This is a genomic window from Psychrobacter maritimus (assembly GCF_904846345.1).
In the GTDB taxonomy this organism is placed as follows: Bacteria; Pseudomonadota; Gammaproteobacteria; order Pseudomonadales; family Moraxellaceae; genus Psychrobacter; species Psychrobacter maritimus.
The window spans coordinates 61,375-75,605 of the sequence record NZ_CAJHAJ010000001.1 but is presented as its reverse complement, the minus strand read 5'-3'; the positions used below and the strand labels follow the sequence as shown (position 1 = coordinate 75,605).

10 protein-coding genes and 1 pseudogene are annotated in these 14,231 nt (G+C 44.7%); 5 read left to right on the top strand and 6 right to left on the bottom strand.

Features of this window, described 5'->3' with window-relative positions:
• The first annotated feature begins 246 nt into the window (after positions 1 to 246).
• On the top strand, positions 247 to 1,248 hold the full coding sequence (locus tag JMX50_RS00285; protein ID WP_227670440.1) for an NAD(+) kinase: 1,002 nt from the start codon (positions 247 to 249) through the stop codon (positions 1,246 to 1,248).
• Positions 1,249 to 1,318: 70 nt separating this feature from the next.
• Complete coding sequence (locus tag JMX50_RS00280) at positions 1,319 to 1,630, top strand: YeaC family protein (RefSeq protein ID WP_201619441.1); 312 nt, start codon at positions 1,319 to 1,321, stop codon at positions 1,628 to 1,630.
• Between the two features lie 109 nt (positions 1,631 to 1,739).
• Here JMX50_RS00280 and JMX50_RS00275 read toward each other — a convergent pair whose 3' ends face one another.
• The 5 genes and pseudogenes from JMX50_RS00275 to JMX50_RS00255 all read right to left on the bottom strand — a co-directional run bounded on the left by JMX50_RS00275 (position 1,740) and on the right by JMX50_RS00255 (position 9,206).
• The gene (locus JMX50_RS00275) at positions 1,740 to 2,114 is read right to left on the bottom strand and encodes a HopJ type III effector protein (RefSeq protein WP_201564802.1); all 375 of its coding nucleotides are present in this window, start codon (positions 2,112 to 2,114) and stop codon (positions 1,740 to 1,742) included.
• A 170-nt stretch (positions 2,115 to 2,284) separates the two neighbouring features.
• Positions 2,285 to 2,452, bottom strand: a pseudogene (gene csrA / locus JMX50_RS00270) (carbon storage regulator CsrA); the annotation flags it as partial.
• A gap of 395 nt (positions 2,453 to 2,847) precedes the next feature.
• Positions 2,848 to 4,134: an aspartate kinase gene (locus JMX50_RS00265; protein WP_201619442.1), complete on the bottom strand. Its 1,287-nt coding sequence runs from the start codon at positions 4,132 to 4,134 to the stop codon at positions 2,848 to 2,850.
• 323 nt (positions 4,135 to 4,457) lie between these two features.
• Positions 4,458 to 7,130 carry an alanine--tRNA ligase gene (gene alaS / locus JMX50_RS00260; RefSeq protein WP_201628018.1) on the bottom strand — a complete coding sequence of 891 codons (2,673 nt, stop codon included), beginning with the start codon at positions 7,128 to 7,130 and terminating at the stop codon, positions 4,458 to 4,460.
• A 285-nt stretch (positions 7,131 to 7,415) separates the two neighbouring features.
• Positions 7,416 to 9,206 (bottom strand): DUF389 domain-containing protein, encoded by a 1,791-nt coding sequence (locus JMX50_RS00255; RefSeq protein WP_201628017.1) that lies wholly within the window; start codon positions 9,204 to 9,206, stop codon positions 7,416 to 7,418.
• A gap of 361 nt (positions 9,207 to 9,567) precedes the next feature.
• Here JMX50_RS00255 and JMX50_RS00250 point away from each other — a divergent pair, with 361 nt between their 5' ends.
• A complete protein-coding gene (locus JMX50_RS00250) occupies positions 9,568 to 9,780 on the top strand; it encodes a hypothetical protein (protein WP_201564798.1) in 213 nt (70 codons plus the stop codon).
• A 209-nt stretch (positions 9,781 to 9,989) separates the two neighbouring features.
• Here the strand turns inward: JMX50_RS00250 and JMX50_RS00245 are convergent, their stop codons facing one another.
• Positions 9,990 to 11,426 carry a L,D-transpeptidase family protein gene (locus JMX50_RS00245; protein ID WP_201628016.1) on the bottom strand — a complete coding sequence of 479 codons (1,437 nt, stop codon included), beginning with the start codon at positions 11,424 to 11,426 and terminating at the stop codon, positions 9,990 to 9,992.
• 389 nt (positions 11,427 to 11,815) lie between these two features.
• On the opposite strand from JMX50_RS00245, the gene prmB reads away from it, so the two are divergent.
• Together prmB and aroC are read left to right on the top strand one after the other, a co-directional pair.
• Positions 11,816 to 12,988: a 50S ribosomal protein L3 N(5)-glutamine methyltransferase gene (gene prmB, locus JMX50_RS00240; RefSeq protein ID WP_201628015.1), complete on the top strand. Its 1,173-nt coding sequence runs from the start codon at positions 11,816 to 11,818 to the stop codon at positions 12,986 to 12,988.
• Between the two features lie 72 nt (positions 12,989 to 13,060).
• Positions 13,061 to 14,164, top strand: coding sequence for a chorismate synthase (gene aroC, locus JMX50_RS00235; RefSeq protein WP_201628014.1), 1,104 nt, complete (start codon positions 13,061 to 13,063; stop codon positions 14,162 to 14,164).
• Positions 14,165 to 14,231: the final 67 nt, after the last annotated feature.

Sequence of the window (14,231 nt, the reverse complement as noted above, 5' to 3'; positions counted from 1 at the left end):
TGTCAACTGTGTTTGCGTGACAGCATACAAGGCTCTCAGTGACTATTACGCCGGTGATTCGCCCATGTATATAGAAATAGGGTGCGATAGTGAGTAGCTAAACAAACACGCCTAAAAGTGGCGTATGATAGAAGATATATGGGGTCAATTACGACAGTTAACAACGATAATTGATAAACATGCTAGTCTAAGCGCTGTTTTCTCGCTATCATTGCCCTGTACTTTACCGTTATGCCGAGTCGTTTTATGGAAAACTCAGCGCAGTCCGCCCGATTGCCGCACTTACATGAATCAGAGCTGTTCCACGCTATCAAAAATCCTGCTTTCAGGCGTATCGGTCTGATGGGCCGCGCGGGAAAACGTAGTGTGACCCAAAGTTTGGTGCAGATTGCCCAAACCATCAATGATATGAATTTAACATTGATTATGGATGTACAAACGGCCAATTTACCGACGTTAAACCTGACCGAGATTGAGCGCGTCAAAATCGTCAAGCGCAGTTTAATTGGCGAGATTTGTGACTTGGTCATCGTGGTCGGTGGTGATGGCTCGATATTGCATGCCGCTGAAGCACTGGCACGCTACCGTGTCCCTGTATTGGGGGTCAACCGTGGTCGCCTTGGTTTTTTAGCCGATGTAAAGCCTGATGAAGCCGCCTTTAAATTACGCCAAGTATTGATGGGTGATTATCAGTTAGACCATAGGTTTTTGCTCACCATGGAGATTCGTGAAGGTCGCAAGATTATTCATGAAGATATGGCGCTTAACGATGTGGTATTACATGCGGGTAAATCGGTGCACATGATTGATTTTCAGATGAAAATTGATGGTCATGATGTTTACCGCCAGCATAGTGATGGGCTTATTGTCGCGACACCAACGGGTTCAACGGCTTATGCACTCTCTGGCGGTGGTCCTATTATTCACCCGAGTATGGATGCGATTTGTTTGGTGCCGATGCATCCGCACACTTTGTCTAGTCGCCCGATTGTGGTGAGTGGGACGAGTGAGATTTGTATTCGTATCCATGAGGACAATCGCACCCAGCCGCAGGTGAGCGCCGATGGCAAGCCCAGTATACCGCTTGATCAAGAGCAACGCCTGTATATTCGCAAGCACCCTGATAAGCTGACCTTGTTACATCCACCTGGGTTTGATTTCTATGAGGCCTGCCGCACCAAGTTGCACTGGAACGTCCATGCCGAAGAATTCAGTATGGATGTTGATGATGATATTATAGAAGAATAAGCGCATCGATGATAAAAAGCCTGTTCGCTGAGGCTTTTTGTATAAAATATAGTAGTGGAGAGTAGGTACGATGGACAAACAAACGATATTAGCAAGTGTCACCCCCGAAGTGGTCGATCAATTCCGTTTGGCGATTGAGATAGGTAAGTGGCCAGATGGTCGTAAGCTCACGCCTGAGCAGCGCGAAACTTGTATGCAAGCGGTGATGGTTTGGGAGCATGAGCATCTGCCGCCAGCCGAGCGTACCGGTTATATCCATAAACCTGTAAAAGACGATGGCTCTATTGTGGGCGCTGAATGTGATGTTGAACACGAGCATCATTATCCCAATATGCCCAATCCTAAAGGTGCAGTGCAGCCGGTCAAATTTCGCAATAAATAGACTAACATCGAAATTTTCGGATAAAAAATAATGCACATAAAAAAGCCACGCTATGATGATAGCGTGGCTTTTTTATGTATCAATATGGCATCACTACATAGCTACATCACTATAGCGCGCTGGTATCAACACTTGGACGCGGCGTTAATGGGTTTTTTTCCATCAAAAACCCTTGCCAACCCCAATGTAAAAAGTTGCGGATATTGGCATGGTCCGTACCCTTTGGGGTCGCTTGAACCTTGGCATAATGCTCACCGAACAGCTTTAGGGTGTCTAATTGATTTAAGCCATGGTGCTTAGCAAAGCCAAAAATCTTGGCGCTGCCTTCGTTTTCGCCAGCAGCGTTATGGATCAAGCCATTGACAAAAGGCGCCGGTGCATAGCGATAAAAATCATCAATAAAGCTGATGACATCATTGAATCCAATGGCTTTTTTATTCAAACCATTAAGTAGAGCCGATACATCTGATTGGCGGATACTCATAAATACATGACCTCAGAGCAGATTAGAAAGCAGAAATAGGGTGCTTAATTTATGCCCAATAATTATTGATAGTTAGATAGTAAGCGAACCATTTAGCGATTGAAATAGTCTTCATCATCGAATGAAGGCGCAAAGCTGCCTTGTTCAAGATGTTGCATTTGCGACTGTACCGTACGCTCATGCTGGATACGCTGATAAATCTCTTCACGGTGTACGGCAATATCTTTAGGTGCATTCACACCGATTCGTACTTGATTGCCCTTGACACCTAGGACAGTCACACTGACCTCGTCGCCAATCATTAGAGTTTCGCCCACGCGGCGTGTCAAAATTAACATGCGTCACACTCCTTATGTCGCATCAACAGATTATTACTCATCAGATTGCGTCTCAATTACAGGACATCACCGCAGCACTAAATAAGCAATGTATTCATCATAAAAACAATGCTTAAGGTGGTGCCAATAGCGGTAATGATAGGTAGATTCATTTAGCCCAAATGAAAGCCCCATTATAGGGGGCATAACAGATACTGTCACGGGTTTTCACAAAACTATTAGGTATATACTTACCTTAGCAATAGTAATAAAAGAAAATAGAGCCTAATAAGACTCTATTTAATTAAAATTTGCTAAAAATAATCAATCGTTATTTGCTTAATAAGTATGCAACCCGCTTTGGTCTTTATTAAAGTGCTGATGCTTATAATGTATAAACGCTAGCCATTAAATATTTATAACCCAGCAATTTTGCTGTCACCGTCTTCACGGTCAAGCCCAAAGGCCGTGTGCAATGATTTGACCGCTTTTTCTAAATGCTGTTCTTGGATAAGTACAGACACTTTGATTTCACTGGTCGATATCATTTGGATATTGATATTGTTTTCAGCCAAGGTTTGGAACATCAAGCTAGCAACACCAGCATGCGAGCGCATACCAACACCGACCAATGACACTTTAACCACTTCGTTGTTGGCCAATATCTCTTTGGCACCAATCTCATCTTTCACTTCATCTTCTAGCACTTTCATGGTTTTATCCATGTCAGTACGGTTGACGGTAAAGGTGAAGTCAGTGGTGCCGTTGGTCGATAGGTTTTGGACGATCATATCGATTTCGATATTGGCGCGACCGATAGGGCTTAGGATGGCAGAGGCGATACCAGGGTGATCAGGCACACCGCGCACGACTATTTTTGCTTCGTCGCGATTAAAAGCGATACCTGAGATGATTGCCTGTTCCATGTTGTCTCCTTCGTCTATCGTAATTAGGGTGCCGACATTGTCTTGAAAGTCTTGGTCGAAGCTACCATCGTTGTTTTCATCAAAGCTAGATAATACGCGCAGTGGCACGCCATATTTGCCAGCGAACTCTACTGAGCGAATCTGTAAAATCTTGGAGCCAAGGCTTGCCATCTCAAGCATTTCTTCAAAGGTAATCTTTTCAAGTTTTTTGGCTTTTGAGGTCACGCGTGGGTCGGTAGTATAAACGCCATCGACATCGGTATAGATTTGGCATTCATCAGCGCCCAAGGCTGCTGCAATGGCAACACCTGTGGTGTCAGAGCCGCCGCGACCTAATGTCGTCGCGTTGCCTTCTTCATCGATACCTTGGAAGCCTGCGACGATAACGACGTTGCCCGCATCTAGTTGCTCACGGATGTTTTTATCATCGATGCTTTCGATACGCGCTTTATTATGGGCGCTATCGGTTTTAATGGCGACTTGGCGACCGGTGAATGAACGGGCGCCAACCCCCAGCTCTTTAATCGCCATCGCAAGTAAAGAGATAGAGACTTGTTCGCCCGTTGAGACCATTTGGTCGTATTCGCGTGGGTCAGGTTGGCTGCTGATTTGGCGTGCTAAATCGATCAAACGGTTGGTTTCGCCGCTCATGGCAGACACCACCACAATCACTTGATGACCGTTGTCATGCCAGCGTTTGACTCGTTTGGCGACATTTTTGATGCGGTCGATACTGCCCATCGAGGTGCCGCCGTATTTTTGTACTATTAACGCCATAAAAATCTACCTATTATTCACCAATGGCCATCTGTTACTTATCGACATCAATCCATCATGGCGCTGTTTGCAACGACAGTGCTAGATTCATTTTAATAACGATAAAGCCGGATTATAAAAACTGCGCCCTGTATTTTACTTTCTGCTGTTTTACGCTCTGCTGTTTTACTATTTATAGCTAGTGACTAGATATGCTGACCTGCATCTAAGCGTGGTACTTTATACCATATTAGCGCCATAACTTTAAGTGCTAGCAAGCATTAGATGTATGGCGATTGGTTATAACCGTTATAACCAATCATCTATTAGCCTAAGCTTAATACTTAACCAAGCTGCTCTGCAATCCACGCAGGTAGCGCATTGATAACCGCGCTGGTGTTGGCAGCTTTTGGTGCGCCGCCTTGGGCATAGTCAGGCTTACCGCCACCTTTACCACCCAGCTCACCTGCCAAATGACGAATGATATCACCGGCTTTTACTTTAGCGGTAACAGATTTTGCCACACTAGCGGCTAATGCCAATTGCTCATCTTTATCACCAATCAATACAATCACGCTATCAGGAAGTTTTGATTTGATATCGTCCATCAGGGTACGGATGGATTTACCATCAACGCCGCTTAAAGTACTGATAAGCACCGGTGTACCAGCAATGGTCTGTACGTCATCGAGCAAATTAGCGGCTTGGGCGCTGGCGATTTTTTGCTCTAAACGTTCGAGCTGTTTTTCCAAATCGCGCTGCTTATCGGCCATGGTACGCACACGCTGTGCTACTTCAGGACGTTTGACTTTTAGCTGGCTGGCAAGCTCGCTGAGTTGTTGCTCACTTTGCTGAATGTTTTTAATGGCATTCATACCGGTGACCGCTTCAATACGGCGGATGCCAGCAGCAATACCGGATTCGCTGGTGATTTTTAACAGACCAATATCACCGGTGCGCTGCACATGCAAGCCGCCGCACAGCTCAATAGAAAACGGCTGACGCTGACCATCAACGATACTGTCGGTGCCCATGGTCAAGACACGCACGTCGTTACCATATTTTTCGCCAAATAACGCCATCGCACCTTGCTTCATCGCTTCATCGATAGACATATGCTCGATACGGGCAGGGGTATTGGCTTGAATTTGCTCATTGACAAGGCGTTCGATACGGCTGATTTCAGCAGCGCTAACGGGCTTGTCATAGGAGAAGTCAAAACGTAATACCTCGCTTGAAACCAATGAGCCTTTTTGTGTGACTTCATTACCCAATACTTGTCTTAGCGCGGCATGCAATAGATGCGTGGCCGAGTGGTTTTTGGCACTAGCAGCACGAATGCTTGATAATACTTGCGCATCGGCTGTTTGCTGGGCGTTAATCTCGCCCATGGTAACCACGCCATAATGAATAATAGCTTGCCCAGATTTTTTGGTGTCTTGCACTTCAAAAACACCGGTTGCGCTGCGAATTTCGCCCAGCTCACCTACTTGACCACCGCCTTCAGCATAAAACGGTGTACGGTCAAGGACAACAACGCCTTCCATGCCCTCAGCTAAGCTCTCGGCTGGATTGCCATCTTGATAGAGGGCATGAATAATCACACCATCTTCTTCAAGCTGCTCATAACCGATAAAGGTGGTTGGGTTTTCTACTTGGATAACGCTGCTGTAATCGACATCAAATTTGCCGGCATCACGCGCACGTTCACGCTGTGCTTGCATATGCTCATCAAATTCCGCTTCATCAATCACAATACCACGCTCACGGGTGATATCAGCGGTCAAGTCAACGGGGAAGCCGTAAGTATCATATAGCTTAAATGCCGCTTCGCCAGAGAGCGTATCACCGTCTTGCAAGCCTTCAAGCTCGCTGGCAAGCAGGCGTAAACCTTGCGCTAGGGTTTTGGCAAATTGGGCTTCTTCTTTTTGAATGGCGTTTTCAATGACGCTTTGTTTGTCTTTTAGCTCTGGGTAGGCAGTACCCATCTCAGCAACCAAAGGCGCAACCATTTTATAAAAGAAGTCGCTATCGGCACCAAGCTTATTACCGTGACGCACCGCACGGCGAATAACGCGGCGCAGTACATAACCGCGACCTTCGTTACTTGGGGTGACGCCATCAGCAATCAAAAATGCCACGGCACGGATATGGTCGGCGATGACTTTTAAGGAAGATTGTTGCTCGTTTTCAATACCTAAAATCTCAGCAGCCGCATCCATTAGATGGACAAACAAATCTATCTCGTAGTTGCCATGGACGCCTTGCATAATGGCACTGATACGTTCAAGACCCATGCCAGTATCTACGCTTGGGGCCGGTAGCGGCAGCATAGTACCGTCTTTTTGACGGTTAAACTGCATAAAGACACAGTTCCAAATCTCAATATAACGGTCGCCATCTTCTTCAGGCGTACCCGGCAAACCGCCTTCGATATCAGCGCCATGGTCATAAAACACTTCGGTACAAGGACCACATGGACCGGTATCACCCATCGTCCAAAAGTTATCAGAGGCGTAAGGCGCGCCTTTATTATCACCAATACGGATAATACGCTCGCTTGGGATGCCAATGTCTTTATGCCAAATATCAAAGGCTTCATCATCGGTTGCATAAATGGTCACATACAAACGGTCTTTATCGATTGCCAACCATTCATCTGAGGTTAAAAACTCCCAAATATAGGCAATACCAGCTTGCTTAAAGTAATCACCAAAAGAGAAGTTACCAAGCATCTCAAAAAACGTATGATGGCGCGCCGTATAGCCGACATTATCCAAATCGTTGTGTTTACCGCCGGCACGTACGCATTTTTGTGAGCTCACGGCACGCGTATAGTCACGCGGCTCCATGCCCAAAAAGGTTTCTTTAAACTGATTCATGCCGGCATTGGTGAATAGTAATGTCGGGTCGTTGTATGGAATCAAGCTCGACGAGGCGACGGGGGTGTGCTGCTTGCTTATGAAAAAATCGATAAAAGCTTGACGAATATCGGCTGAGCGAAATGGCTGGCTCACAGCGGCTCCTTACTGACGGATGTATTGAGTAAAATAAGTAAAATAATTTTGCAAGCGATTTTAGCACAAACGTGCCAAGGGTGTTGAAGATTCATAAGCAAACACCGGGTAAATATGGCTTAAGTTTCGTTATTAAGCAGGCGCTTGCATTGAACATCTGCTCTTATTAAATCGCTATATATTGAATAAATACTTTAGGTTTTATAGAAAGATTGTCGCACCGCAGTGAATGCATTAACCGACTAGGGTCAATTAGTCAGTTAAATAAATAGCCGGTTAAATAAATCAGTTGGTTAGTATAGTTACATCGGTTTTATCAAGCTTATCTTGAATGAGTGGATGCGACTCAATCACCTGTACAGGCATATAGCGTAGCTGCAAGCGAATCGGTAGATAGTCAGGGAAATTATCAGCCATATCTTGGCTGATAATCGATTCGATTTGACGGACATCGTAGGAGCTGGGCGTTGTCTCGCCGCGAATCACCGCGCGCACGACTTGATTGGTGTCGCTTTTATCAAACTGCGTATTGGTCAGCACATTGCCTTTATCACTAAAGTAGCTATTAATCGTCTCTTTGACGCTACTTTCAAACACCTGCTGTTTGGCGTTGGTTTGTAGATTAATGGTCAAATAGGTTCCTAATCCGCCCAATAACAATAATGTCACCGCATTACGCTGCAAAAAAGTCAGATAGGTATTGGACTTATAATCGTCCTTAACCAAACGACGAAAGCCCAAAACCCATAATACCAGCGCATTGGTAAATTGAATGGCAAGGATGTTAGTCATAGCCAGCAAGAGTGCGCCAAACCCAAGCTGAAGCTCGCCATTGGCAAATAAAATGCCACTGGCAGCAAGGGGCGGCACCAAAGCTGTCGCCACCGCGACGCCAACCACTGCCACCGACAGGTGCGGAGAAACCATGGCATAAGCACCAGCCGTACCACCAGCAAGAGCAATCATCAAATCCATTGAAGTCGGCTGCGTGCGCGATAGTATCTCTGCTGTTAGCGGTTGTTCTTTGTGTAACCAGCCGACGATAAAGCCCACCAATACCACCAAAGAGATGCCTAGAAACACGGTAATAAGTGACTTACGTAGTAGCGGCATACGATGGTCAATAATCGCTAATGCCACCCCAGTGATAGGACCCAACATCATAGCGACCAACATCGCCCCAATGACCACCGCCGCTGAGTTGGTTACCAGTCCATAGCTTGCGATAATAGCCGAGAGGATATTCATGATGAAATACATTTTGCTCGGCAGCGCATTGGCCTCAATCCTAACGCGCACTTCTGGATAGTCTACTTTTTTATTACTAAACTGTTCAGCGACAAACTGCTTATAAGATTCAAGTTTGGCTTCCTTTTTTTCTTTTACCTCTTCGCCTTCTTCATTGTCTTCTTCATCGTCTTCTTCATCGCTCTTATGGTTATCATCGCTAACCTCATCTTCTTCTAAAACATTATCAGCGGTTTGAGTACTGTTTTGCTTTTTATTAATTGGCGGCTCATTTTTGTTGATGTTTTTCTCATCGTTCATTGCTTGAGGCTTAGCCGTAGGAACAGCCGCTTGTTCCTGATTGAGCGCTTCTTTTTCGTTTGGGTTTTCGCTGTTCAAGCTTTCTTCATCTGGCAGCTCATGAGCTTGTGCATCGTTTGAATGCTGTTGACTAAAATCCGTTTCATCAGCTTCTACGCTTACTTCTGCATCGGCATCGCCCTGAAAAAAATCTTCCTCAGTGCTTAGAAAATCCGACTCTGTATGATCATTCACGGCTTGAGAGTCTGTGTCAGGGGTTTCTAATGAGGCAACCACCACATCAGGCGCAACGGTTTCCATCTTTATCTTCGCTTCTGGTGCTTGCGCCGCTGCCGACTCTTTGGCAACTTCTTTATCGCTGTTATTGTCGGCATCAACATTTTCAACAGCCGCATCCTGTGCTGCTGGTTCAGCAATGTTGTCATCAATGTCATCATTAATGATATTGACGATTTTAGATTCAAAATCGTTTTGGGATTTATCGACAGGCAGTGAACGGTTAGTAGGGTCAGTATTAGATGAGGTCATAGAAGCAAGCTTAGCTATTGAGTAAGGATAGAAGAGTGCAAACTAGCAAATGCAACTGCAACTGGCAAAGTGCATGTAAGAGTACAGGAAACCCACTATTGTAATGATAAATTCATCATAGCGTATGAACTTTTTGCGACTAAGTGATAAGACGTTTAGATAAGTTGAGAAGGCAAAAAACAGCCAATATACTGCTTTTCTCTTTATTAAAAGTGCATAGCGCAAATCAACAATTATAATATGGCTTTCAATATGAATCACTTGCTATAAATGGGCTGCGGGTCTATAAGAAAACACTTACTTTTTGTGTGGATTTAGTGTATAAAGGTGTTATACCCACACAATAAATGAGGAATATATCATGAACTGGCCACTATTCTCTGTCATCTATTCGATAGCCGCAACCGTTACCATCGGCGTATTTATGATTGGCGCATTGGTCACGGGTTTTAACGAGATTCCGCATATTCAAATAGCGGTAGCAGCAGGTTTCCTTGTGTCTATTCCTGCCGCACTCATCTTTACCAAAAAAGTCGGTAGCATTACTGGTAAAGAAGATGGTTATAAAGCGTAATTTCTTAAAAGCAATCGATTTCAAAAAGCTATCAATAATAAGAATAAATAATGCTTAGTTTTTGACTGTGTATAAAGTAAAAAACAGCCCTTAATAAAGAGGCTGTTTTTTATTGGCATGTAGTTTGTATTAAAAGTTTGTATCGCTTTAAATAAAAAAGACCTTGATACATATCAAGGTCTTTTTTATTCATTTGCATTAACTGCTAACTATTTGAGCTCAACGGTTGCGCCATTTTCGATATTGGCATAAACCTCTAGCACATCCCAGTTAGTCAGACGTACACAGCCTGCCGAGGCTTGACGGCTGATGCCTTCAGGCTTTGGTGAACCATGAATACCATATGAGGGTTTCGATAAGCCCATCCATACAACACCGACAGGGCTGTTTGGGCCTGGTGGTAGCATATGGATTTTTTTATCGGCGCCCTTACCAACGGTTGCTTTATACCAAGGCATTTTTACCTTGTTAATGATTTTAAACGAACCTTGCGGTGATGGCGTGGCGTCACTACCAATGGTGGTTGGATAAGTGGCAACCAGCTTATCATCGTTATAAGCGTATAAGGTCTTATCAGCTTTATTGGCAACGACACGGTTGATACGCTGCTTAAGCGGGGCACGGGTATTCAAAACAGTGATGGTTTCGCCCGCTTTATATTGCTTGTTTTTATTCAGCTTATCTAAATAGCGCACATCCATATGGAAGCGCTCACCAAACATCTCTTTGATGTCTTGATAGTATAAGCCTTTCATTTTTGACTTGGCTTCTGAGCCTGCAGGCATGTTAGCAAAGTTAGTATTCACATCATCTTCAGTGATGGTATAAGTCACGAGCACGGGCTTATTGGCTGGGATATTTTTATTTAAAGCATCCCACGTTTTTTGGTCCATTTTGCCCGTTGCTGGCAAGCCTTTCATAGTCTGGAAGTTAATAAGTGCTTTTTTACTGTTCATGCCCCAGCCGCCATCAATAGCACCAGGAGAGGCGTGGTTCCAATCCAATAGCGCCTGCATTTTGATGGTCATTGCCGAGTTGACTTTCATATTCGGTGTCCATGTGGCGCCGTTTACTTGTTTGGCATAATTAGATAAATTCAGTGTGGTATGCTTTTTACCGTCGATATCTTCGATGCTTTTAATCGCAGGGTCATTTGCGCTATCAGCGGTCGATGTAGAAGGGGCAGCAACGGCTTGACCTTCGCTGATATCGTCAGTGCTATCAGACTGCACATCTTTAAGAGACAGTTCTTCCACGGTCATATTATCAGCGCTAACCGCTGCTGAATTGGCTTCAGCTTCTTGCTTTGAGTCAATCAGCTGAGTCATACGGTCAGCTGGCTTGGCTTTATTCGCTTGATTGACAGTTGGCTGCACAGTAGTACGAGCATCAATTGAGCTGCTACGGCTTTCTTGCACATCCAAGCTCACTTTCTTAGCGATGCTAGGCATTGAGTCAGCTTTGCGTACTGGTAAGGTGCGCGTCGTGTCGGCAGGTGCAGCAACAGCGCTGATACTGGCACTAACGATAGCAATTGAGATGGCGGTAATAAGAGGCTTCATTTTCATCATATTGGCATACTTATGGTTATAACTAATGGGGCTATTATGCGCATAATTTGGATGCTTCGCAAACTTTTGACACATCTTTTTTCGTTTAGGGCTTGCTAAACGTCAACTGTTGACGTATTCACTACAGTTGGGAAATAATTTAGTCATGCTGGATATAGGGTTGCCGTTGATTATTGCTACAATGGTTAATTTTATACTTTATAGTCAAATATTATCCTAATGCTCAATCTCATTTGCCCAAATACCTAAACTTGCTAAATTTAACTATATTAGTCGGTAAGCAAGTAGATAGGCAGTTTTTTGCCGTAAAAAACCCAGTCAGTACAATATACAGTTATTGGCGCATCATGACGTTTGCGTCTATAATGGGTGACGAGTTTTTATTTAATAAATCAGCTGCTAATTAAAAGCGATTTAACCCATACGCATGTAGTTAGTAAGCATGTAAATCAGTAAGGTGCGATATGTCAGAAGACCAAACCATGAGCGCAGAAGAGTTTCAAAATCAGTACTTTGATGATGAGTCGCAAGGCTTGGATAATGAGCCGGAGTATGATTTAGAGACAGGTCTGCTCGGTGAGCATGATGAGTTTGCCAACCTGCATGCAGAGCTTGAAGAGGCGCGTGAGCAGCTGGTCAGTATCCGTGACTTTATTCGTTTTGCCGTCACCCAGCTACGCAATTATGATGTGGTAGTCGCTCAAGGAACGACAGATGAGTTCGCTGAAGCCTCTGCTATTGTGTTGCATTCTTTATCTTTAGATTGGGCTGCCAATGATCAGATTTTGGATTGCCGCCTGACCACATCAGAGAAGCAGCAGGTACTGAGTTTATTAGAAGAGCGTATCGCTGAGCGTAAGCCATTAAGCTATTTGATTAATTTATCGTATTTCTGTGACTTGCCTTTTTATGTCGATGAGCGCGTTCTAATTCCACGCTCGCCTATCGCTGAGCTGATTCGTCAGCAGTTCCATCCGTACTTTGAAGTAAGCGAGCTTGCAAAACCGATAGGCGTTAGTATCAATAATCAAGTACCGGCTTTTTATGATCATGGCTTAGAGATTAAACAGCTATCACAGCCCGAGCGTATTTTAGATTTATGCACCGGTTCTGGCTGTATCGCTATTGCACTTGCCACACGTTTTATCGATGCACTGGTTGATGCCGTCGATATCGATAAAGGGGCGCTGGAAGTCGCGATGGTCAACGTCGATCATCATGACTTAGGTCATCAAGTCAATGTAATTGAATCTGACTTATTTGCTAAGATTCCGGCTGAGCATCAATATGAGCTGATTGTCACCAATCCTCCGTATGTCGATGCCGCTATCATGGCAGATTTGCCCCCTGAGTTTTTATATGAGCCGGAACATGCGCTCGCAGCCGGTCAAGACGGGCTGGATTTGGTACATCGTATTTTGTTTGAAGCGCCAGATTATTTAAGCCCTGAAGGGTTGCTTGTCTGTGAAGTGGGCGATAGTGAGTGGGCATTAAAACAGGCTTATCCTGAGATTCAGTTTGATTGGTTAAGGTTTGCTCATGGCGGTCATGGTATCTTTGCCATTACTTATGATGAGCTAATGACCCATCGCCAGTTATTTGCCGCTTATGTGCAATTATTGGATAGCAATCAATAAAGTAAGTTTGACATTGACACTAGAATTAAAAAATGGCAATTAAAAATCGACTTCATTTGTTTAAGGATAAATATGGCTGGCAATAGTATTGGACAGGTTTTTACGGTAACGACGTGCGGTGAGTCGCATGGTGCAGGCCTGATGGCTATCGTCGATGGCGTGCCACCAGGTTTAGAATTATGTGAAGCAGATTTGCAGGTAGATTTGGATCGCCGTAAACCTGGGACGTCTAAATACTCGACCCAGCGCCGTGAATCTGATGAAGTTGAGATTATTTCTGGCGTCTTTGAAGGTAAAACGACGGGCACATCGATTGGGCTTTTGATTCGTAACACCAATCAAAAATCAAAAGATTATAGTGAAATAAAAGACACTTTTCGCCCCGGTCATGCCGACTATACTTATAGTATGAAATACGGCTTTCGCGATTATCGCGGCGGCGGGCGTTCATCTGCGCGTGAAACGGCTATGCGTGTGGCGGCAGGTGCTATCGCTAAGAAATACTTGCATCAGCGCTTAGGCGTCCAAGTGCGCGGGCATGTTACCCAAATTGGCTCGGAATACAGTCAAGTGCTAGACCCAAGTCAAATCGACTGGGATTTTGTTAATAGCAATCCGTTCTTTTGTGCGGATAAAGACGCAGTCAGTCGCTTTGAAGTCTTGATAGACAGCTTGCGCCGTGAAGGAACGAGCTGCGGAGCACGTTTGGAGATTATCGCCAGTGGCGTGCCCGTAGGATTGGGTGAGCCGGTATTTGACCGCTTAGATGCGGATATTGCCCATGCGATGATGAGTATTAATGCCGTTAAAGGCGTTGAAGTTGGTGATGGTATGGCGGTGGCAGGGCAGTTTGGGCATAGTTCTCGTGATGAGATGACCCCTGATGGTTTTACGGCTAATCATGCAGGCGGTATCTTGGGCGGTATCTCGTCAGGACAAGATATCCGTATCAGTATTGCACTGAAGCCAACCTCTAGTATTACCACGGCTGGCAAGAGTATCAATACAGAGGGGCAAGCGATTGAGATGCTGACTAAAGGTCGTCATGACCCTTGTGTGGGTGTGCGAGCAACGCCCATTGCAGAAGCGATGTTAGCGATTGTCTTGCTTGATCATTATCTGCGTCATCGTGGTCAAAATGCGGATATTAAGCAACCAGTCCAATCGATTACTTAGATTTTCTGCCATACATTTATTTGCCCTTTGTCGCATCTATTGCTGTTCTATTAGATACGTTAGAGGG